The sequence below is a fragment of the Luteithermobacter gelatinilyticus genome, assembly GCF_005849285.1.
Taxonomy (GTDB): domain Bacteria; phylum Pseudomonadota; class Alphaproteobacteria; order Sphingomonadales; family Emcibacteraceae; genus Luteithermobacter; species Luteithermobacter gelatinilyticus.
Window position 1 is genome coordinate 1,372,640 of the sequence record NZ_CP040517.1, and the last position, 21,595, is coordinate 1,394,234.

18 protein-coding genes are annotated in these 21,595 nt (G+C 53.0%); 7 read left to right on the plus strand and 11 right to left on the minus strand.

The window, feature by feature from the left end:
• Window positions 1-139: 139 nt before the first annotated feature.
• Together mfd and FE788_RS06105 are read right to left on the minus strand one after the other, a co-directional pair.
• The gene (gene mfd / locus FE788_RS06100) at window positions 140-3,640 is read right to left on the minus strand and encodes a transcription-repair coupling factor (RefSeq protein ID WP_210414164.1); all 3,501 of its coding nucleotides are present in this window, start codon (window positions 3,638-3,640) and stop codon (window positions 140-142) included.
• Window positions 3,637-3,954 (minus strand): succinate dehydrogenase assembly factor 2, encoded by a 318-nt coding sequence (locus FE788_RS06105; RefSeq protein WP_138379805.1) that lies wholly within the window; start codon window positions 3,952-3,954, stop codon window positions 3,637-3,639. The genes mfd and FE788_RS06105 overlap by 4 nt, the downstream gene beginning before the upstream one ends.
• 136 nt (window positions 3,955-4,090) lie before the next feature.
• Between FE788_RS06105 and recG the strand changes: the two genes are divergently transcribed.
• Window positions 4,091-6,184: an ATP-dependent DNA helicase RecG gene (recG, locus tag FE788_RS06110; RefSeq protein WP_138379806.1), complete on the plus strand. Its 2,094-nt coding sequence runs from the start codon at window positions 4,091-4,093 to the stop codon at window positions 6,182-6,184.
• Here recG and FE788_RS06115 read toward each other — a convergent pair.
• The 5 genes from FE788_RS06115 to lptF all read right to left on the minus strand — a co-directional run bounded on the left by FE788_RS06115 (window position 6,176) and on the right by lptF (window position 11,548).
• Window positions 6,176-6,988 carry a DUF502 domain-containing protein gene (locus FE788_RS06115; protein ID WP_210414165.1) on the minus strand — a complete coding sequence of 271 codons (813 nt, stop codon included), beginning with the start codon at window positions 6,986-6,988 and terminating at the stop codon, window positions 6,176-6,178. The two genes, recG and FE788_RS06115, sit on opposite strands and share 9 nt — an antisense overlap.
• A 96-nt stretch (window positions 6,989-7,084) precedes the next feature.
• Window positions 7,085-8,257, minus strand: coding sequence for a GNAT family N-acetyltransferase (locus tag FE788_RS06120; protein ID WP_138379807.1), 1,173 nt, complete (start codon window positions 8,255-8,257; stop codon window positions 7,085-7,087).
• Between the two features lie 76 nt (window positions 8,258-8,333).
• Complete coding sequence (locus FE788_RS06125) at window positions 8,334-9,146, minus strand: sterol desaturase family protein (protein WP_210414166.1); 813 nt, start codon at window positions 9,144-9,146, stop codon at window positions 8,334-8,336.
• A gap of 97 nt (window positions 9,147-9,243) precedes the next feature.
• Entirely contained in the window at window positions 9,244-10,371 is a 1,128-nt protein-coding gene (gene lptG, locus FE788_RS06130; RefSeq protein ID WP_138379808.1) for an LPS export ABC transporter permease LptG, read from the minus strand.
• 1 nt (window position 10,372) lies between these two features.
• Window positions 10,373-11,548, minus strand: a complete 1,176-nt coding sequence (lptF, locus tag FE788_RS06135) for an LPS export ABC transporter permease LptF (RefSeq protein ID WP_138379809.1) — start codon at window positions 11,546-11,548, stop codon at window positions 10,373-10,375.
• Window positions 11,549-11,773: 225 nt separating this feature from the next.
• Between lptF and FE788_RS06140 the strand changes: the two genes are divergently transcribed.
• A complete protein-coding gene (locus FE788_RS06140) occupies window positions 11,774-12,736 on the plus strand; it encodes a hypothetical protein (protein ID WP_138379810.1) in 963 nt (320 codons plus the stop codon).
• A 28-nt stretch (window positions 12,737-12,764) separates the two neighbouring features.
• Here FE788_RS06140 and spt read toward each other — a convergent pair whose 3' ends face one another.
• The 4 genes from spt to FE788_RS06160 form a co-directional block, all read right to left on the minus strand.
• Complete coding sequence (spt, locus tag FE788_RS06145) at window positions 12,765-13,997, minus strand: serine palmitoyltransferase (protein ID WP_138379811.1); 1,233 nt, start codon at window positions 13,995-13,997, stop codon at window positions 12,765-12,767.
• The gene (locus FE788_RS06150; RefSeq protein ID WP_138379812.1) at window positions 13,994-14,245 is read right to left on the minus strand and encodes an acyl carrier protein; all 252 of its coding nucleotides are present in this window, start codon (window positions 14,243-14,245) and stop codon (window positions 13,994-13,996) included. The genes spt and FE788_RS06150 overlap by 4 nt, the downstream gene beginning before the upstream one ends.
• 59 nt (window positions 14,246-14,304) lie before the next feature.
• Window positions 14,305-15,243: an NAD-dependent epimerase/dehydratase family protein gene (locus tag FE788_RS06155; RefSeq protein WP_138379813.1), complete on the minus strand. Its 939-nt coding sequence runs from the start codon at window positions 15,241-15,243 to the stop codon at window positions 14,305-14,307.
• Window positions 15,244-15,397: 154 nt separating this feature from the next.
• Window positions 15,398-17,140, minus strand: a complete 1,743-nt coding sequence (locus FE788_RS06160) for a fatty acyl-AMP ligase (RefSeq protein WP_138379814.1) — start codon at window positions 17,138-17,140, stop codon at window positions 15,398-15,400.
• A gap of 419 nt (window positions 17,141-17,559) precedes the next feature.
• On the opposite strand from FE788_RS06160, the gene FE788_RS06165 reads away from it, so the two are divergent.
• From FE788_RS06165 to smpB, 5 genes are all read left to right on the plus strand, one after another.
• Entirely contained in the window at window positions 17,560-18,192 is a 633-nt protein-coding gene (locus FE788_RS06165; RefSeq protein WP_138379815.1) for a regulatory protein RecX, read from the plus strand.
• A complete protein-coding gene (locus tag FE788_RS06170; protein ID WP_138379816.1) occupies window positions 18,189-19,406 on the plus strand; it encodes a 3-phenylpropionate MFS transporter in 1,218 nt (405 codons plus the stop codon). Before FE788_RS06165 ends, FE788_RS06170 begins: the two co-directional genes overlap by 4 nt.
• A gap of 96 nt (window positions 19,407-19,502) precedes the next feature.
• A complete protein-coding gene (locus tag FE788_RS06175; protein ID WP_138379817.1) occupies window positions 19,503-20,036 on the plus strand; it encodes an EF-hand domain-containing protein in 534 nt (177 codons plus the stop codon).
• A gap of 188 nt (window positions 20,037-20,224) precedes the next feature.
• A complete protein-coding gene (gene dapA / locus FE788_RS06180; protein ID WP_138379818.1) occupies window positions 20,225-21,106 on the plus strand; it encodes a 4-hydroxy-tetrahydrodipicolinate synthase in 882 nt (293 codons plus the stop codon).
• Entirely contained in the window at window positions 21,107-21,580 is a 474-nt protein-coding gene (gene smpB / locus FE788_RS06185) for an SsrA-binding protein SmpB (protein ID WP_138379819.1), read from the plus strand.
• Window positions 21,581-21,595 lie beyond the last annotated feature (15 nt).

The window sequence follows — 21,595 nt, forward strand, 5'->3', positions numbered from 1 at the left end:
CAAACTCACGTATGACACCCGCAAATAGGGCAGTAAAGCGAGTATGTTGGAAAAATCCAAATAAAAGGTTAATCATCACGTTTCGAACGCTTAGAGTGTTTTTCTAGAGTAAATTGAATCCACCAATTCACAATTCACTCTAAACGGTCTGCCCGGCGATTTTGGCTAGCGCCCGGGCCAAAATATAACAACCTTTCAGCCGGTTTTCGATTTGGTCCCATTTTCTTACATAAACCAGCTTATGATCCGGCCGCAGCTTGGCGACTACGTTTTGTTTGGAGATAAAGTCAATCAGGCCGGCCGGATTGGCGAACCTGTCCTTCCGGAAGGACAGAATGGCCCCCTTGGGACCGGCTTCGATTTTCTCAATGCCGGCTTTGCGGCAGAAATATTTGATCCGGATCACGCTTAGCAGATGTTCCACTTCTTCGGGTAGGGGGCCGAAGCGGTCGATCAGTTCCGCGCCAAAGGCGTCGATTTCATCTTCGCTGTCGTCCAGCTCGGCCACCCGCCGATACAACGACATCCGCAGGTTCAGGTCAGGTACGTATCGTTCGGGAATGAGTACGGCGGCGCCCAGATTGATCTGCGGCGACCAGTTGTGGTCCATGTCATCGCCTGTGATGCCGTTTCTGGCCTGGGCCACGGCTTCCTCCAGCATATGCTGATACAGTTCCAGTCCCACTTCCTTGATATGCCCCGACTGTTCTTCCCCCAGAAGATTCCCCGCGCCGCGAATGTCCATGTCATGGCTGGCAATGGTGAAACCTGCTCCCAGCGTATCCAGCGCCTGCAATACCTGCAGGCGTTTTTCCGCCGTGGCCGTGGGAATGCGCTTGGGTGGCAGGGTAAGATAGGCATAGGCGCGCACCTTGGAACGGCCCACCCGGCCACGCAACTGGTACAATTGGGCCAGGCCGAACATATCCGCCCGATGAATGATCATCGTATTGGCGGTGGGAATATCCAGCCCGGATTCGACAATGGTGGTGGACAGCAGTACATCATAGCGCCCTTCGTAAAAGGCATGCATGATATCCTCGATTTCCGAAGGCGGCATCTGCCCATGGGCGACAACGAACTTCACTTCGGGCACATGTTCTGTCAGAAAATCAGCAATTTCTTTCAGGTCCGCAATGCGCGGACAGACATAAAAACTCTGGCCGCCGCGGTAATGTTCCCTAAGCAGGGCTTCCCGTACCACAAGAAAGTCCATGGGCAGGATAAAGGTGCGCACCGCCAGGCGGTCCACCGGGGGGGTGGCGATCAGACTCAAGCCCCGCATGCCGCTCATAGCCAGTTGCAGCGTACGTGGAATAGGCGTGGCAGTAAGGGTGAGCACATGCACGTCATGGCGCAATTTTTTCAGGCGTTCCTTATGGGAAACGCCGAAATGCTGTTCCTCGTCAATGATTAACAGGCCGAGATTTTTGAACTGTATGGTCTTGCCCAGCAGGGCATGGGTCCCGACGACAATATCACAGGCACCGCGGGCGAGTTCCTCTTTGGTTTGCTTCTGATCGCGGGCCGGCACCAGACGCGACAAATGCCCGATTCTCACCGGCAGATCCTTGAAACGGTCCACGAAATTCTTGTAATGCTGCCGGGCCAAAAGAGTGGTGGGAGTCACGATGGCAACTTGATACCCAGCCATAACCACCAGAAATGCGGCGCGCAGGGCAACTTCCGTTTTGCCAAACCCAACATCACCGCAAATCAGCCGGTCCATGGGACGGCCAGAGCCCAGATCCTCAATCACATCCTGGATCGCGCGCAACTGATCCTCGGTTTCGGCATAGGGAAACCGGGCGCAGAATTCTTCATACAGACCGTCTGAAGGCGTAATCACCGGCCCCTTGCGCAATTCCCTTTCCGCCGCGACTTTGATCAGCTCGTCAGCCATTTCCAGGAGTTTTTTCTTCAGCCGCGCCTTTTTGCTCTGCCAGGCGGTGCCGCCCAACTTGTCCAGCTGTACATGCGTCCCTTCGGCGCCATAGCGGCTCAGCACCTCGATATTTTCCACCGGCACATAAAGTTTGTCGCCGCCATGATAGGTCAGCATGACGCAGTCATGAGCGGCCCCCATGACCTCTATGGTCTTAAGGTCCTCATAACGGCCCACCCCGTGATCCATATGAATGACCAGATCACCGGGTGAAAGGGCGGAGGCTTCGCTGATGAAATTTTCCGCCCGGCGCGAGCGGCGCACCTTGCGGATCAGGCGATCACCCAAAATGTCCTGTTCCGAGATCAGGACAATGTCGTCCGCTTCAAATCCATGTTCCAGCGGCAGAACGATCAACCCCAACGCGCCGTCTGGCAATTGGTCCCCTTCTGGCCAGTTTTCCACCAGCCGGTGGCGGGTCATGCCGTGATCCTTGAGTACGGCGGATAACCTGTCCCGGGCGCCGATGCTGTAGCTGGCAAGAAAGACTTTTTTACCACGCTGGAACAAAGACACCACATGCTGACGCAGGGCGTCGTAAACATTAACATCCCGGTTATTGCGTTCCGGCGCAAAGTCCCGGCCAATTTTTCCTTCAAAATCTAGATGCGGGACTTCTTCGGGGGCACCGTAAGGGGAAAAACTGTGAATCCGTCGGGTTTCGCTTATGTGAGCCCACTCCTGTGCCGTCAGATACAGGAGTTCCGGCGCCAATGGTTTATAGACTGTTGCCGTAAGGCTGCCGGCGGGGGTTTTTTCATAATCGCTTTTGCGGGCCAGATAATAATCCTGAATGGCCGACAGACGATCTTCCAGGGCTTCCTGTCCCAGATGATCCAGTGTGATGGTGCACCCTGGCAGATAATCGAAAAGGGTTTCCAGAGTTTGATGGAACAAGGGCAGCCAGTGTTCCATTCCCTGATGTTTGCGGCCTTCGGTGACAGCGTCATAGAGTGGGTCGTCTCCGAGAACCGTGCCGAATTCTGCCACATAACGGGCGCGGAAATGACGGATGGAGTCTTCGGTCAGAAATACTTCGCTCATGGGCACCAGATTAATCTGGGCCACCTTGGCGCCGGATCGCTGGCTCAGCGCGTCGAATTCGCGGATCACATCGATTTCGTCGCCAAACAGGTCGATCCGCAGCGGATTGTCATATCCCGGCGGAAAAATATCCACCAGGCCGCCACGAATGGCAAAATCACCGTGTTCCATCACGGTGCTGGCACGGCTGTACCCGTTGGTGGATAGAAAACGGGTCAATTCCTCAAGGTCGATCTGGTCCCCCGGCTTGGCGCTGAACGATACATTCTGCATAACGGCCCGTTCGGGGACACGCTGACTTGCCGAACCGATTGTGGCGATCACCAGAGTTTTTTGTGCCGATGACGACTCCAGCCGGGCCAGGCGGCTTAGTGTGGTCATGCGTTCTGCTACAATGTCCTGATGCGGAGAAATACGGTCATAGGGCAGGCAGTCCCAGGACGGGAACCGCAGGACCTCCACTTCCGGTGCAAAATAGCCGACCAGTTCGGCCATATTTGCCAGGCGGGTGCCGTCACGGGCGATATGCAGGTGCAGGTTCTGTCCGCATTCCTCGAGAAGCTGTGCCAGCAGCATCGCGTCATAGCCTTCGGGCACATGGCTGAGGAGTAGCGGAATGTCGGACGAAATAAGCTCGCGCAGGTTTTTCACTTTACAATCTTCAGATAGTCCATACCCCGTAGCAGGGCCATAACGTCGTGATTAAGATGTTCGGGCGGTTCCCGGTCGGAGGTGATCCAGGCCACCAGGTCGGAATCTGCCTCGCGCAACAGCTCTTCATAACGATCCAGCTGTTCTTTGCTCAGCTTTGCCAGATATGTATCAGCAAAACTCCCCAACAGCAGGTCCGCTTCCTTGATCCCCCGGTGCCAGCTGCGAAATTTCAGTCGTTTACGACGGGTTTCCGGACTTTCGTTTGGATCTATTTCAGGTTCGATGAAACCAGGCGCGTTAAAACGGGTCATGATCTTTTCACTTGGTTCTGGGGCGTTGGGTAATTCGTCAGTAATTCCGTTTTGGCAATCAGAATATGTTCGTTATGTTTACGTTATGTGTCATTGTGTCTACAGGATATCAACAGGAAAATAAAACAATAAAGCCATGCGTCCGGAAATTCTTTACCCTTTCTTTGCCGAAACCATTAGCCTGTCCGGGGTCGGCGGACGTTTGGCCGGGCTTCTGGAAAAACCTGTCGGCAGAAGGATTCTTGATCTGTTGTGGCATTTGCCGACGGATGTGATTGACCGACGCCTAAGCCCGAAACTTTCGGAGATTCGCCATGAGCAGATCATCACCGTTGAGGTGGAGATCGGTAATCATGAGCCGCCCCCCGCCAAAAGCCGCCGGCCTTACCGCATATGGTGTCATGATGGCACGGCGTCACTACAACTGATTTTTTTCCATGTAAAAGGCGATTATCTGGTGCGACAACTGCCTGTAGGAAGCCGCCGGGTGATCAGCGGCCGGGTGGAAATTTTTAACGGTCAGCTTCAGATGAGCCATCCGGACTATATGCTGTCCCCGGAACGACGGGAGGAAATACCCGCTCTGGAGCCGGTTTATCCTCTGACAGCGGGAATAAGCGGCAAGGTGATGACCCGGATCATCAGGGCCGCCCTGGAACGCGTTGTGGATTTGCCGGAATGGCAGGATGACGCGTTGCGGCGGCGGCAAGGCTGGCCCGGCTGGAAAGCGGCCTTGCTTAACCTGCATTATCCGGAGGGGGCAGGGGATCTTTTGCCGGAAAGTCCGGCGCGCCGACGGCTGGCTTATGATGAATTTCTGGCCAACCAATTGGCGCTGGCCCTGGTGCGCCGGCAGTCCCGACGCAAAAAGGGGCGGGCCTTGCGCGGGGGCGGGAAACTCACCCGCCAGTTATATCAGAATTTGCCCTATGAACTGACTTCATCACAGAAAGCCTGTCTGGAGGAAATCAGGGCGGATCTGGCGGCGCCAACCGCCATGATGCGACTGCTGCAAGGGGATGTGGGCAGTGGTAAGACAGTTGTGGCGTTGATCAGTATGCTTTGCGCGGTGGAAAGCGGGGCGCAGGCTGCGTTGTTAGCGCCGACCGAAATCCTTGCCCGTCAACATTATGAGAGTCTGAAGGAGCTTATCCAGGAACTCGACCTGCGCCTTGAGGTGCTGACCGGCCGGGACAAGGGCAAGGCGCGGGAAAAGACGCTGGCGGCGCTTGCTGCTGGCGAAATTGATATTCTGGTGGGAACCCATGCGTTGTTTCAGAAAGATGTAATCTATCATGATCTGGCCCTTGTGGTGATTGATGAACAACACCGTTTCGGGGTGGAGCAGCGGATGGCGCTGGCTGCCAAGGGGAAAGAAGGCGAAAGCATGAATGTTCTCGCTATGACGGCGACGCCCATTCCGCGCACCCTGACGCTCACGGCTTATGGGGATATGGACGTCTCGCGGCTGACGGAAAAACCGCCGGGCCGAAAGCCGGTGGATACCCGGACAATTCCGTTGGACCGGCTGGATGAAGTGGTGCAGTCTTTGGCGCGGGCCATTAGATCCGGGGCGCGAATCTACTGGATTTGTCCATTGGTGGAAGATTCTGAAGTGACAGACCTGGCCGCCGCCGAAGCGCGTCATCGGGAACTGGCGCAGATTTTTGGCGATCGTGTGGGGCTGGTTCATGGCAAAATGAAAGGCCGGGACAAGGATCAGGTTATGGCAAGGTTTGCGTCGGGGGATTTGGATATTCTGGTGGCAACAACGGTCATCGAGGTGGGGGTCAATGTGCCCGAGGCCACGGTGATGGTGATCGAACATGCCGAGCGTTTTGGCCTGGCGCAGTTGCATCAGCTGCGCGGACGGGTTGGCCGCGGCACAGGCAAGTCCGTTTGCCTTTTGCTGTACAGCAATAGCGGTGGAGAGACGGCCCGGGCGCGCCTCAGAATCATGCGGGAAACGGAAGACGGGTTCCGCATCGCCGAAGAGGATCTGCGGTTGCGGGGCGCGGGAGAGGTTCTGGGGACGCGTCAGTCGGGATTGCCGGACTTCAGGGTGGCGTCACTGGAGGCGCACCAGGATCTAATCCCCATCGCCCGGGATGATGCGCGTCTCATTCTGGAAAAGGATCCCGAGCTGAAATCGCCACGGGGGCGAGCGCTCAGAATCCTTCTCTACCTGTTTGAGCAGGACGAAGGCATCAAATATCTGCGGTCAGGATGAACTTTCATCGCCACCTTCTTTGTCTTTTACCGGTTGTGAAGGGTCTTTTTTCCCTGTCCAATCGGTAATGCGCGAGCCTTTTTCCGGCCGGGCCCTTTGGCGCAGGTCGCCAGTGCCATTTGCATCGACTTTATTGTTTTTCGGATCCACAAGACCTGCGGAAATCACATATTTTACCCCCTCATCAGGGGTCATGCTCAGATAAATCAGGTCCCGTTTTGGCACAAACAGTAAAAAACCCGACGTAGGGTTTGGGGTGGTGGGCAAAAACACATTGATGACTTCATTTTCCAGTTTTTCCTGCACTTCGCCCCTGTTTTCGCTGGTGACAAAGGCAATGGCCCACAAACCACGACGCGGATATTCCACCAGCACCACATCCTTGAAACTGGTGGCATTCTGGGAAATTACGGTTTCAAAGATCTGTTTCAACGTGCTGTATATGCTGCGGATGATCGGCATGCGATTGAGGATTCGTTCGCCGAATCTCAATAATGCCCGCCCAAACAGATTGGCCGCCAATGCGCCCAGCATGGTCAGGAAAACCACCACAATAACCAGCCCCAGGCCGGGAATGGAAAAGGGCAGATAATTTTCTGGTTGATAGGCTTCGGGGATCAGCGGCGTAACGTTGCGATCAACCGTGTCAATAAACATCCAGGCTAGATAAATGGTAATCCCGATCGGGGCCGCAACCACTAGCCCTGTCAGAAAATAATAGCGTAGGCGATGCATAAGCCCGGTTTTGAGCTGTCCGGAAGGATCGCCGGTTTCCGGAGTTTCTGGTGTGTTGTGTTCTGGCATGGTTCGTCAGCATCCCGAAATCGGCCGCCGGTTACCCGACAGCGTTATGGTTCAGACTATATATCCTGATTTGCCTAACCGGAAAAGAGGGCAGGACTATGATACCGTCGATTTTTCCGGGGTCAGGTCTTTTTCAAAAAGGCGGTAGGTCTTGTCATGTTGACACCCGATGGTTTCCAGCATTTTTTGCAGGCGGGTGTTTTCCTCCAGAACCCATCCCAGTTCCGCATGTGTGCAGCCGGCGGCCACGGCATGGATACGGCAGGTTTCAATCAGTGAAAAAGCCATGGCCCCGCCCAGTGCGCTATTCTGATGTTGGTGGCGTACTCCCATCAGCGGCACGCGCACGGTTTTATAGGAGGGGCGGAGTTTTAACCGCCAGAGCAGTTTGAAAATACCCGTGGGTAGCAGCCGGCCGTTTAGGTCGTGAATGATTTCATTCAGATTGGGCAGGGTGACCATCATGGCCTGGGCTTCGCCGTCCAGTTCCGCAATGTAAGTGAAATCCTCGCGGATCAGGAGCTTGAGATCCTTAACCGCCTGTTGAAGTTCCTTTTCCGTAAACGGCAAAAACCCCCAGTTTTGGGACCAAGCGTCATTATAGATATCCAGAATGATGCGCAAATCCCGGTCATACTGTTTCATATTGATGGGGCGGATGGTGATCCGGTCATTGGCCAGTACCCTTTTGACCAGCTTGTCGATGGCCGGCGGCAAGATTTCCTGGGTAATATCCAGCCAGTAGGCCCAGACATCCTTGACTTTCCGGTACCCGGCCGCCGTAACCAGTGTCTGGTAATAGGGACGGCTGTACGGCATCATCAGCATAGGTGGCCTGTGATACCCGTCCACCAGCATGCCGGTTTCTTCATTGATGGATAGGCTGAACGGGCCGATTATTTTTGTCATGCCTTGGTCACGCAGCCAGGCTTCAGCCGTTTCGAAAAGGGCCGCGGCGACAGCTTGGTCTTCAATGCAGTCGAAAAAACCGAAATGTCCAATCCTCTTCCCGTGATATTTGGGCACCAGGTCGTCGATCTGAGCGGAAATGCGGCCGACAACCTCGCCGCCCCGGCGGGCGATCCAGTATCGGGCGCGGGCATGTTCGAAAAAGGGATTCTTGTCCCGGTTTAAAATATCCCGACGTTCCATCTCCAAAGGCGCCACCCATTGTGGGTCATCAGCGAAAACCATATGCGGCAGCCGGATGAAACTGTTGAGCTGCTGTTTTGTGGTGACTTCCTCGATCTGCACAGCGGACTGTTTCACGTCAGGCTTTTCCTTCTGGAGTGTTGGGCTGGACTGTCGGGCTATCATATCAGGCCGGAATGATGCCAGAAAGGTGCTATTCCGCGGCCGTCTGTGTGTGCTCCGTAGCGGTTTTCTTATCTTTGGAAGTGTGTTTCAGCCGCCGTTCCCGGGGGGAATTATGGCTGACCCCGCCGGACATACGGGCAACCCAGGGATATTTTTCGGCCATTTCTGCGGTATATCCCAGGTCAAAGACTGTGGGGCTTTTTTCCAGTTCTGCGGGGTTGTCCTGATAGGTGCCGAACAATTTGTCCAGCCAGAAACTCATGATGCCGTAATTGACTTTTTCATTCTGAAAATGATGCATCACATGAAGTTTCTTGATTTTCTTCACATATTCATTTTTGGGCTTATAGGACAAATGCATAATGCAGTGGAAGAACTCATAAAAACAGGTAATGATCAAGCCCGTCGCAAACGCGGTTGCCGCGCCGCCAATGCCATCCAGCAGATACCCCACCGGAATGGTGGCCAAGGCAATCAGCGGCATGGTGGTATAGAGGGCCCCAAACAGAATGGACAAATCATAAGGGTCCTGGTGGTGATCATAATGCACCCGCTTCCAGGTCCGCGCGGTAATGGGGTTCTTATAAAAGATGTTGCCATGCAGAATATAGCGATGGGCCAGATACCAGACGAGGGGGTAAACCACATAGGTGATGGCCACGGCCGCTACATTGGCCCATAGACTGGTGACATGGGTTGCGGCAATATATATGGAGATCAGGGCAGCAATAATATATCCCTGAATGGCATAATATTGGAAATACGCCACCACCAATTCCTTTAAAGTCATCTTGTCCAGATGATGGGTTTTGTTTTTCCAGAAACCAAATCGTGCAACCACCTGTTATCTCCTGTGCCTTCTCTGTGAAAGCTTTACGCTAAAATATAGTGTCCGGATGCAATTATCCAATTGTTTTTGCAGATTTCCTTGATCGGGATCATTCTTCGGTCAAAAGAATAAAACTGATCCCGGCCAGACCAAATAGCAAGAACGGCAGCCATCCGGCCACAATGGCGGGAACGGCGCCATATTGCCCTAATGCCACAAATAGATTGTTGATGACAAAATAACTGAACCCCAAAGCCAGTGTCAGCAGAATACGCCCGAACAGATTTCCGCCGCGATGCAGTCCGAATGCGGCAAGTCCCGCGAGAAGCGGCATGAGAAGTGTGCTCAGGGGCGAAACGAATTTCTGATGGAGATAGGTTTTCAGATCGTTTGTGACGTGTCCTTCGCGCTCAAGCTGATCAATGGCGGTCAGCAATTGTTGTAGATTGACCTGATCCGCCTTGATGCCCAAAGCAATAAAACGTTCAGGCGGCACATTGGTTTTCCAGTCCAGGTTTTCGAGAGGGGTTACCTTCAGGGTGTCAATATCGAACTTCTTGACTTCAAAAAGCTTCCATTTGCCGTCCCGGTAGACTGCAAAGTCGGCCTTGATCAGGGCCTTGACCTGCAACTGGTCATTGCGGATATATTGGGTGACCCGGTCCAGCAGAAGAATGCTGCCATTGCGGCTGGCACTTTCGGCCTTGATCAGGTTGTTCCCATCCGTCACCCAGCTGTCGTAAACCCGGTCCGGCGCCGGCGGCACATTGGCGGCAAAATCATGTTCTTCCCAGTTTTTCAGCTCTGCTCTCGCGGTGACGGCAATTGTTTCATTAAACACAAAATGAATGGCAGCAACCAGCCCGGACATCAAAATCAGCGGCAATATTATGCGAAAGGCATTCCAGCCTGCTGCTTTCATGATGATGACTTCGTTGTGAATATTCAGTCCCGCCAATGACAAAATGGCGGCCAGCAACGCAACAAAAGGAGAAAACAATGAGACAAGTTGCGGCATGCGAAGCGTGACATAGGTCCACAAGTCAGCAAGGGTCGCGCCATCGCCGGCCAGAATGTCATCGGATTTGGCCAAGAGATCAAGAACCTGCAATGTTGAAATCAGGCCGACCAGAATAATTACATAACGAATGATGAATACCCGCGCCAGATACAGGTCAAGGCTTCCGGGATTGAACATCTGACCGATGACACTGGAAAATTTTGTTATTCTGTCCATGTCAGTTCACCGCACTCAGGCGCCGGGCAATTTTGCCGACGGCTTCCACCATTGCTTCATATACAATTTCCAGTTTCCTCAGCGGCATGCCGCCCACTTTATAGGCACCTACATAATAAAGCCGCGTTGTCAGCAAAATGAATAGCAGTGTCGGCCCCCAGATGGACAGCCAGGGCGATATCGCCCCTTCCGAGGCAAAGGCCAGACCGAATTCTAGAAGTTTGTGGTACACCAGCAGCACAACAATTCCGACGGAAATGCCCAGTGCTCGCCCGGACCGTTTGGCGACCAGGCCCAACGGCATGGCCAGGAAAGGGACGATCAGAATGGACAGCGCCCGCGCCGTACGGGAATGCAGGGCCGCAACGTAGGCTTCGTTACCGCTGTTGCGTTGTTGCCAGAGTTCAAGAAAGGTCATTTCTCGCGCATCTTCGCCACGCTCACGGAACTGTTCAAAAAGCGGCACATGAATAGGCAGGTCATGCATTTCAAAGTTCATGACCCGGGGACGGCTCTGGCTGATATCCAGATCAATCAACGTGCCGTTATAAAGTCTCAGGATCAGATAACGTTCGTCCGGAGAAACAAAAAAGCCGCCTTTTTTGGCGCTGATGGACTGAATCCGCCCGTCGGGACTTTCCTTTTGCGCGAAGATGTCAATCAGCTCGCGGCCCGACTGGCGGGATTCCTCGATCCTGAGGGTTAGCCCGTCGCCAAGGTCCGTAAAGGCGCCGGCCTTGATACTGGCGCCGAGGGCACCGCTGCGAACATCAAAATACAGGCCGTTATAGGCGTAACGGCTGTAGGGTTGGACAAACCCCACCACGATAACATTGACCATCAGCAGAAAGATGGCAATACCCAGTGAGGGCAAAAGCAGACGATTGAGGCTGAGACCGCTGGCCAGCAGGGCGTCCAGCTCGCTGTTCAGCGCCAGTTTGCGTATGGCCAGCAACACGCCCAGAAACATGGCGAGCGGAATAACCAGCGTGAGATATTGCGGCATGAGATTGCCCAGCATCCGCCAGACAATGTCAATAGGGCCGCCCTGATTGATTACAAAATCAAACAGGGTGAGCATTTTTTCCAGCAACAGAAGTAATGCGGCAATCCCCAAAGTGATCACCAGCGGAATAATCGTTTCACGCAGAATGTAATAGTCAATTTTTTTGAGCATTGCTGATCATACCGCACGGGGTTTTGCTATTTTGGGCTGGATTTTGCGCGCAATCCTGCCTATAGCTGCTAGTACAAAAAATATACCGAAAAGGGAAATGCTTTTTCCCTGTTTACAGGTCCGGGCTAAGATTTTTTTATGTCCATTATGCGGCGGATAATCAAATAATGGCCATAATTTTCTTATGCCTTGCTGTCAGAATAACAGAATAACCGGAAAAAAGAATTGAGCATTATTGCCATCCTGACCAGCCCGGCGTCATTCGAGGGCACCGATGAAATGACCCGATTGAGAGAGGTCATTCATGGCGGCTCGGGCATTATTCATTATGAAGTGGAAAAACACAATCATATCGGTGAGGCGCTCCGGACTTTTGCACGAAGTGGCGCGAAGGCGCTTGTCATTATCGGGGACAAGGCTCTGGCGTCGGCGACATTTGAATTTCTGGTGGAAAAAAATCCCTTTGACGGCCCTCCGCCGCCGATCGCCATATTACCGGCCGGGGATAATAATATTGTGGCCGAAAATCTTGGTGCTGTCAGCGCGGTTCCTCATCGGGAATTAACGCGGATACTGGAACGTCATAAAAACGGACGGCTTCTGCAGGACAGTCTGAGCTTGCCGCTGATGAAAATTGAAGGCGTTTATGGGGTTGGAACCTTATATGGCCTGTTTTTCTGTACCGGGGAGATTATCGGCGAAAAAGCCCTGTTTCATCGTGGTTTTGCGCCGCCGGGACTACGGCGGCGTTTGGGACATGCCTGGCGGGCGTTGGCAGTTACCCGGAAAGCCTATCTGCGTGCCCTTAAAGATAAAAATATGGACAAAACCATCCGTATTAACGTCAATCAGCGCGGCGCGGTTGTGGGACGATTCTTTATGGTGGTGCTGACTACAATGAACAGAGGGCTTCTTGGAGCCGAGTTGCCAGAGGCATCGGAGGGGGCACACCTGAATTTTCTGAGCGTGGAAAACACGTCGGATGCTGTTCTGAAAAATGGTCGGCAGCTGGTCAGGGGCCGGTATGAAAACCGTGTCCTTCCAGGACTGGTCATGAGTCGTGTACGGCATGTCCGCCTTGTCCAGGACGGCCGGTTTATTCTGGACGGAAGTTATTTTGAGCCGGATAAAAACGGCGAACTGCTGATTTCCGCAACAGTTCGCCTGAATTTTATCCTTTTATCCTGATTATCCTTTTATCCCAGCCGGGGAGGACTCAGGCCGTTTGCAACCGCCGGAGGTCCTGTTTTAAGACCCCCATGCGCTCGCCCACAAGTTTGAATTTTTCAAGCATCAGGTCAATTTGTTCAAAACTGTGAGCGGCCGACAGGCTGCATCTTAACAGATTATAATTGTTGGGAGTTGCAGGAGGCAGGGCCAGATTGACATAGACCCCTTCTTTGATCAGTTCGCCCCAGAATGCGATGGCCGTTTGAATATCGTCGATAATGACAGCAGCAATGGGGCTTTCCCCTGTGGTGCCCATGTTAAAGCCAATATCCGCGAGCCCTTTGTTCAGGCGCATGGAATTGTCGAGCAGTTTTTCGCGCAGATTGGTGCTGGCAATGATTTGCAGGGCCTTGGTCGCGGAAGCCACCACAGACGGGGGCAGGGAGGCCGTAAACATATAGGGACGGCAAACCAGGCGGAGCACCTCGAATTTGGGATGGTTGGAAACGCAATAACCGCCAATGGTGCCCACGCTCTTGCTAAAAGTGCCGACAATGAAATCAATCTGGTCTTCGACCCCCTGGGCCTGGGCCACGCCCCGGCCGGTTTTGCCAAACACGCCGATGGAGTGGGCCTCATCCACCAGAATATAGGCATTGTGTTTCTTGGACACGGCGGCGAGTTCCTTTAATGGTGCCTGGTCGCCAAGCATGCTGTAAACCCCTTCCACGACAACCAGAATTCCGGCGTCCGGGTCTTGGCGGCGGACGCGGGTTAACCGCTTGTCCAGATTTTCGGGATCATTATGGGTAAAGCGAATGACAGTGGCGTTGCCCATGGCGCAGCCATCATAAATACTGGCGTGGCTATCGGCGTCAATCAGGACATAGTCCTTGGGACCGGCGAGGGTGGAGATAATGCCGAGATTAGCCTGATAACCGGTGGAAAAAACCATGGCGTGTTTGGTGCCATAGAATTTCTTGAGCTCTTCTTCCAGTTTTTTATGGCTGTGATAGGTGCCATTGAGCACGCGGGAGCCGGTGGTGCCGGTGCCCTGGGTGAGAAGGGCTTCCTGTGCGGCAGCAACGGCATCCTCATTAAAAGTCATGCCCATGTAATTATTGGTGCCCGCCAGAATGGTTTTACGGCCGTTAATGATGGCCTCTGTGGGAGAAAGGATTTTCTCCATACTGACGGTAAACGGGTTCCCTTCCCCTTCCGGCAGAGCACGGAAATGGTTCAGGGTTGTGTCGAATTTTTCAAATAAATCGGTAGTCATTGGTCTTTAAGAATTTTTTCAACGGCTGCAGATACCTGACCGACTTTTTCCAGGTCCGGGAGAATATTCAACGGGACCGTAATATCAAAATGATCCTCGATGGCGGCGACGAAGTCCATCACGGCCAGAGAATCTAGTTCCAGGTCGGTGGTAAAGGATGTATCCGCGGTCAGTTCGAGGCCTTTCGTATTGAAGGGCTCCAGCAGCGTAAAGATCTGCGTCAAAATCTCGTTATTGTCCTGTGTCATATTCCTCGCCCTAGTCATGCTTCTCCGCAACAGGGAAAGCCATTCTAATTATCTATAGGTTATAATAAATTATTCTGTCTGTACCAGCGAAAACTTTTTTCAAGTCCCTCATGTAATGAGACTTGCGGCTGCCAGGGAAGGACATCCTTAGCATGCTCATCCCGGCATATCCAGTCGGGATGACATAATTCGTTAACTTTTCCCGGAGAGACCATGGGGATGTAACGGAACAATTTTGACAAAATTATGTTGGCATGCGCAAAAGTTTTGAGCGGCGCGTGGCCCACAGTCAGTGAAAAAGCCGGGCGCCCAATGAGGCGGGCGGCGGTGGCAAAGACATCACCAAGCGCATATCCGCCTGGCGTACCGTCATCTATATCCAGGATTCGACCATAGGCGCTGTCCCGAAGCGCTGCATCGGCCAATGCCGTGATCAGATCCTCTACATAAATGACCGCCACCCGGTTGGCCGGATTTCCCGGAACCAGCGCGAGACGCCATTTGAGGGATTTAAAAAGTTTGAGAATTTCCATATCCCCCGGGCCATAAATAGCTGGGGGGCGGAATATGGTCCAGGGCAGATCGTCCGGGGCCTCCCGGATCAGCATTTCTTCTCCCTGACGTTTACTTTCCGCATAGGCGGACAAATGGCGCTCCCGAGCCGCCAGAGACGAGAGCAGAATAAAATGAGGTCGGGCGTTCTGACGTTGTAGAGCGGCCAGCAGGGCCTGCACACTGTCGCGGTTGACCGTGGTGAATCCCTTGAAGTTGCGCGCCTTGACGGCGCCAGCAATGTGATACAACACCTCTGCCCCCATCACCAGCTTTTCCAGGGCGGCCTTGTCTGCGAATGTGCCTTTGATCCAGGTGATGCCAGGGTGTTCGGGTTGGGGCCTGCGGGTAAGGGCGCGAACCTCTACTCCCCGGTCCGCAAGATAACGGATCAGGTGTGACCCGACAAAACCGGTGGCCCCTGTCACAGCGGCTGTTTTTATCATCTGACTCAACGTATAAACTTATTTCCAATCAAACGGTTCTAAAGTGAATTGTGATAGGTTTCACTCTGGCAACAAAGTAAAACGGTAACCCCTGCCAGAGAGATTACCGTTAGAGAGATTGCCGTTAGGATTTTCATTTCGTCAACCGGATGGCTCAGGGGGCCAGGGTACCGGAGAGATATTGTTGCCGCGCCTTGGTCCGACTCAATTTGCCAGAAGAGGTTCGTGGCAGAGAGCGCGGCGGCAGCAGCACCACCTTGGCCGGCATGCCGATCAACGATTTGACCTTGTGTCTGATCTTGTTTTCCAGTTCCTGCCGTTCGGCTTCGTTGCGGGATCGGCATTGTACCAGTATGGCAGGAACTTCTTCATTGTTTTCACCGGGAATGGAGATAGCGGCGCTGTCACCAGATCGCAGCTCCGGCAATTGCTCGACAGCCCATTCAATGTCCTGTGGCCAGTGATTTTTACCGTTAATGATGATCAAATCCTTGATCCGGCCAATGATATAGATGGCGCCATCCGCCATATATCCCATGTCTCCGGTATCCAGCCAGCCGTCTTCAGACAGGCATTGGCGAGTGGCTTCCTCATCCTGAAAATAACCGGACATGACGCTGGTGCCACGCACGCAAACCCGGCCGATCTGACGTTCGCCGAGGGCGTTGTCATTTTCATCCCGGATTTCCATTTCATATTCAGTGAGCGGAATACCGCAATTCACCACTTCCCGGTAATTAGCACCATTGCCGTTGGCTTTGGTGAATTTTTCCAACATTTTGATTTCGCCGTTCAGGACACGCTCATCAACGAGATCGACCTCAACGCCCTTGCCCAGTTTGGCGAAACTGACGGCCAGCGTACATTCCGCAAGGCCATAGCTCGGCAGGAAAGAGGTTTCGCGGAAACCAACATTTTTAAATGTTTCATGGAAATTGCGGAGCACATCGGGACGGATCATATCTCCGCCGATCCCCGCGACCCGCCAACAGGACAGGTCCATGCCCTCGGTGTCTGTGCCGTTGGCCCGACGACTGCAGATTTCATATCCGAAAGTGGGGCTGTAGGTGATGGTGCCCCGGTTGCGGGAAATCAGTTTCAGCCATTGCATCGGGCGACGGGCAAAAGCTTCCGTTGCCAGATAGTCGGTGGTCATCTGGCAGGCAAGAGCAGACAGCAACGTGCCGACCAGCCCCATGTCATGGTAAAATGGTAGCCAGGAGACCAGGCGGTCATCGTCCCGCACGTCAACCCCTTCTTTGCCAATCCCATAACAATTGGCCATCAGGGAACGATGGGTGACAGCTACGCCATGCGGAAACCGGGTACTGCCCGAAGAATATTGAAGATAAGCCAGGTCGTCCGAGTTGGCCTTGTGTAATTCAATATCCTTGAGATCGGCCAGTGTGGCCTGAGCTTCAAAGGTATCGGCCGAACCCACATATTTCATGTCCAGCCCCTGGGCGGCTTCATCCAGTAGCGGCAGCATGTATGACGCCGAAAATGCCACACTGGCGCCACAGCTTTTCATCTGTTGATGAAGCTGGCGCGTATAACCTTCGCGTCCGCCAAAAGAAGTGGGCAGGGGCAGGGGGACCGGCAGAAGCCCGGCATACTGACATCCCAGGAAATAGCAGACAAAATCCTCGCTGGTTTCGGCAATAAGGGCCACTCTTTCCCCTTTTTTGAAACCGAACAGAATCAGCCGCCGGCCGATTTCCTGGGCCCGATCTCTGATCTGGGCATAGGTGATACTGCTTTCCAGTTCCCCACGCGGAGAATAAAAGTTTAGCCCTCTGATCCCTTGTGCTGCATAATCCAGGGCATCAAGAAGGGTGTCAAAATCCGCAAAACGCCTTGGCAGCGTCGGATCTACTGTAGGTATAGGTTCACGCATATACGTTTTTTATCACTACCTAAGCCTGGTTAATCTATTTTCTTTAAAACGGAACATTCCATAAATCGGGTATATCCCGTTAACTTAATTTCACTCTCGATACAGTTTGTCGACATGTATCGCAAGAATTTTATTTGTCTTTTCGATTTAATTTATTCTACGCCAGAGAGGTTTTTACCTGTTGAAAGTTTACTAACTTGCTGATTTATATGTCAATTATTTCTTTTTGACATTTTCTGCCGCAAAAAACCTCTGGACAACTGTACGGCAACTTGTCGAGATGAGGTGGGCGGGATAGTCTGTGAAGACACAAAAAGACACTGTGCCGGTTCCGTACGGACAGCGGGTGCGTAAAATAGCCCGCGTTCTGGGGGAAGGGAGCTGTGAATAATGAATGACAGAAATGATGAGCTTAAGGCATGCAGAACTCAAGGGATTTTCAGGAAATAAAGCGCACGCAGGACAGTCAACAGAGGCGTAAGATCCAGGAAATTTCACGCGACTATCTGCGCAATGCCACTTATCGTTATCTTGAACGTTATGCCACCTCCGAAGCCAATCTGAGAAAAGTTTTACTGAACAAGGTGGCGCGGCGCACACGGGAGGTGCCGGTGTCACCAGAGACCATGCAGGAAATATCTTGCTGGATTGATGAGATTATCGCCACATGTCGGAAGATGGGTATGGTGGATGACCGGTTTTATGCAGAAAGCCGGGCGCGCACCCTGATCCGCAGGGGGAATTCCCGACTGAAAATTTTTCAGAAATTGCGTGCTAAGGGACTGTCCATAGCCTTGATCGAGGAGGTTTTGGCAGATTTACAGGAAGAAATGGCGGATCCTGAACTGGTGGCGGCCATCAAATATGTCCGGCGGCGGCGGTTTGGCCCTTTTTCGGGGGTACAGACTGATGAACAACAAACGCAAAAACAGATGGCAGCCATGGCACGGGCGGGCTTTTCCTATGACATGGCGCAAAAGGTTCTGGGGGCGTCGCGCGAGACGCTGGAAGATCTGCTTTATGCCTCATCCGCCATGGGGCCCTCTTCATGAGAGCGGGCCGGATCTTGCGGCGTCTGCTGCCGCCTGGCCGTGAGGAAGCTGCGCTGGTTTCCATTAAGCTTGGCAATGTATATGGCGGCCTGTTTCTTTATATCGGGGTCCTTTTACCATTCTGGGCCGTATGGATGCAGTCCAAAGGACTGAGCCCCTCCGAAATTGGCATCATTATGACGGTTCCCTTTATCACCAAGCCGTTCATTCCGCTTCTGGTGACCCAGTTTGCTGACCGTATCGGTAGCGCCCGGCCGCTTTTTCTGATTAATTTGGGATTGTCTGTGATCTTTTTTGTCCCGTATCTTTTCGTTGACAGTTTCTGGGAAATTTTCTGGGTTACGGTGCTGTTTAACCTGTTCGTCCCGTCTTTGATGCCACTGCTGGAATCCATGTCCGTCTATCATACCCGAAAGCTGGGTATTCACTACGGGCGGGTCAGGTCCGCCGGATCTTTGACGTTTATTTTCAGTTCCCTGTTGATGGGCGCTGTTCTGACCCGCAGCACAACGGACTGGGTGATGGTCCTGGCACTGGTTTTTCTGGCGTTGAGTTTTTCAGCTGCTCTGTTCCTGCCCGAAGATCAGCGCCGAAAAATGCCGGAGGAGAATGGGGAACGCTCGGTCGGAGAGGAACAGGAAACTCCTTTGAAATTTTTGCTGACCAACCGCAATTTTCTGATTTTTCTGGCAGTTTCCGGCCTGATCCAGATGAGCCATGGCGTCTATTACGGCATGGGCAGCCTGTACTGGAAGACACATGGCATTCCGGAAAACATTATCGGGCTTCTCTGGAGCGTGGGGGTAGTTGCGGAAATCATTGTTTTTATGTTCTGCAGCAAGATTATTGCCGCCTTGCGCCCTATGCATGTCTTTATGGTCATTGGGCTGTCGGGTGTGATCAGGTGGATCATATTGGGCGGTACGCTCTCGGTTCCCGTCCTGCTTCTGGCACAATTAATCCACGGCCTGACCTATGGGGCCGCACATCTTGCCGCCATTTATTATATTGCGGCGCGAGTGCCGCAAAACTGCGCCTCAACGGCTCAGGGACTCTATAGTGCCATTCCCTTGGGTCTGGCCTCTGGTGCGACTATGATGTCGGCCGGTTATCTTTATGAAGGGTTTGGCGGTAAGGCTTATTGGGGAATGGCTCTGATGTGCCTGTTGGCAGTTTTAGTGGCTAGAAAACTGCGTCGGGTTACCGAAGAGTGACGGATTTTTGCCATTGTTCCGTATTATACAGGACAGTGAGACTAGGTCGTAAACTCATTGAAATATCCTGAAAGACCTTGAATAAGGAGATACAAAATGATGAAACGGAATATACGGAAATATATGGTGGCAACCGTGGCGGGGCTGGTGTTGGGGGCAAGCGTTGGCGTTGTTTCCGGCGTGGCGGAGCCTTCCGAGAACTGGACCGGTCCCATGCCGGGTTCTCATGGGCCTGGCTCCCAGGGTATGAAAGGGCATGGCATGATGCACAAACACATGATGCATAAACATATGCTGATGACCCTGGCGGACAAGAACGGTGACCGCAGCCTTTCAAAGGCAGAAATGGACGCTTTTCATAAGGAATGGTTGGCGCGTTCTGATAAAAACGGGGATGGCGCGTTGAATCTTGCTGAGTTTGACGCCATGCATGAGGCAATGCGCGAAGAAATGCGCAACCGGCATATGCAAAAACGTTTCAAGGGACTCGACAGCAATAAGGATGGCAAGGTAAGCCTGCAGGAAATGCAGGAACATGCCGATAAACGTTTTGAGATGATGGACCGCAACAAGGACGGGGAACTGAACCGGGAAGACCGCAAGCCCATGAAACCTTACGGTAAGCGCTAACAAATATCACAAATACGCTCAGCAAGTTACTGGCGACGATGAATGGCGGGCGTATTCCCGCCATCTTTTTTGGTTATAAAAGGGCCTTCGGGGATATCCTCTCTTGCAGTTATGGGGAATGAAGACTATTTTCCATCAACAGCACAAAATGATTTTGACGACAATGTCTCTTGTTGAGGAGTTTTGATATGATCAAGGGCTCAATTACGGCCTTGATTACGCCGTTTCGGGACGGGAAGTTTGATGAGGACGCTTTCCGTAAGTTCGTAAACTGGCAGATCGAACAGGGATCGCACGGGTTGGTGCCCTGTGGCACGACCGGGGAATCACCAACCCTGGACCATGACGAACATCGCAGGGTGACCGAAGTCTGTATCGAGGTTGCGGCGGGCCGCGTGCCGGTAATTGCCGGATGCGGGTCCAACTCAACAAAAGAGGCAGTGGGGTTGATCCGCCATGCTTCAGAGGCAGGGGCAGATGCGGCGCTTGTGGTCACACCCTATTATAACAAGCCCACGCAGGAAGGGTTGTTTCAGCATTTCAAGGCGCTGAATGATGCCAGCGACATCCCGATCATTATCTACAATATTCCGCCGCGTTCCGTGATTGACATGAGTGTGGAAACCATGGCCCGCTGTTATCGGGAATTGGATAAGGTAATCGGGGTCAAGGATGCGACCGGCAATGTGGCTCGGGTGCCGTTGCAGCGGGCAGCCATGGGGCCTGATTTTCTGCAACTGTCCGGGGAAGATCAGACGGCACTGGGCCTGATGGCGCATGGCGGACACGGCTGTATTTCAGTGACGGCAAATATCGCGCCGGCGCTGTTGGCGAAATTTCAGGAAGCCTGCCTGGCCGGAGAGTACAAAACTGCACTTGGGATCCAGGATCGTCTGACGCCTCTTCATGACGCTATGTTTGTGGAAACAAGCCCCGGTCCGGTGAAATATGCCGCCGAACTACTGGGGTTATGTTCTGCGGAAACGCGCCTGCCGATTGTACCGGTCAACGAGAATACCCGGAAAACTGTCAAGGCGGCCCTGATCAAGGCTGGGCTTCTGGACGCATAAATGGCCAAGAATAAAAACAGCGGGCACAAGGTGGTGGCCGAAAACCGCAAGGCCCGCTTTAACTTCACCATAGAAGAGGATTTTGAGGCCGGTATAGTCCTGAAGGGCACCGAGGTGAAATCCCTGCGTCAGGGAGAGGCCAATATTTCCGAATCCTATGCCGAAGTTAAGGATGGCGAGGTGTGGCTGGTGAATTCCTATATCAAGGAATATGATATGGGCAACCGGTTCAACCATGATGCTCGGCGTCCGCGCAAGCTGTTGCTGCATAAGCGGGAAATTAACCGGATTTTTGCCGCGGTCCAGCGTAAGGGCATGACTCTTGTGCCGCTTTCTCTATATTTTAACGAACATAACAAGGCGAAAGTCAAACTGGCGCTGGCCAGAGGGAAAAAGGTCCACGATAAACGGGCTACGGAAAAGGAACGTGACTGGAACCGGCAAAAATCACGTCTGATGAAGGACCTCGGCTAGACTGAATTGGCCAGA

Coding starts and splice junctions, on each gene's coding strand:
- FE788_RS06105 (WP_138379805.1), bottom strand. CDS start 3,954: ATGACCCGTTTTAACGCGCCTGGTTTCATCGAACCTGAAATAGATCCA.
- recG (WP_138379806.1), top strand. CDS start 4,091: ATGCGTCCGGAAATTCTTTACCCTTTCTTTGCCGAAACCATTAGCCTG.
- FE788_RS06115 (WP_210414165.1), bottom strand. CDS start 6,988: ATGCCAGAACACAACACACCAGAAACTCCGGAAACCGGCGATCCTTCC.
- lptG (WP_138379808.1), bottom strand. CDS start 10,371: ATGGACAGAATAACAAAATTTTCCAGTGTCATCGGTCAGATGTTCAAT.
- lptF (WP_138379809.1), bottom strand. CDS start 11,548: ATGCTCAAAAAAATTGACTATTACATTCTGCGTGAAACGATTATTCCG.
- spt (WP_138379811.1), bottom strand. CDS start 13,997: ATGACTACCGATTTATTTGAAAAATTCGACACAACCCTGAACCATTTC.
- FE788_RS06150 (WP_138379812.1), bottom strand. CDS start 14,245: ATGACACAGGACAATAACGAGATTTTGACGCAGATCTTTACGCTGCTG.
- FE788_RS06155 (WP_138379813.1), bottom strand. CDS start 15,243: ATGATAAAAACAGCCGCTGTGACAGGGGCCACCGGTTTTGTCGGGTCA.
- FE788_RS06160 (WP_138379814.1), bottom strand. CDS start 17,140: ATGCGTGAACCTATACCTACAGTAGATCCGACGCTGCCAAGGCGTTTT.
- FE788_RS06165 (WP_138379815.1), top strand. CDS start 17,560: ATGCAGAACTCAAGGGATTTTCAGGAAATAAAGCGCACGCAGGACAGT.
- FE788_RS06170 (WP_138379816.1), top strand. CDS start 18,189: ATGAGAGCGGGCCGGATCTTGCGGCGTCTGCTGCCGCCTGGCCGTGAG.
- FE788_RS06175 (WP_138379817.1), top strand. CDS start 19,503: ATGATGAAACGGAATATACGGAAATATATGGTGGCAACCGTGGCGGGG.
- dapA (WP_138379818.1), top strand. CDS start 20,225: ATGATCAAGGGCTCAATTACGGCCTTGATTACGCCGTTTCGGGACGGG.
- smpB (WP_138379819.1), top strand. CDS start 21,107: ATGGCCAAGAATAAAAACAGCGGGCACAAGGTGGTGGCCGAAAACCGC.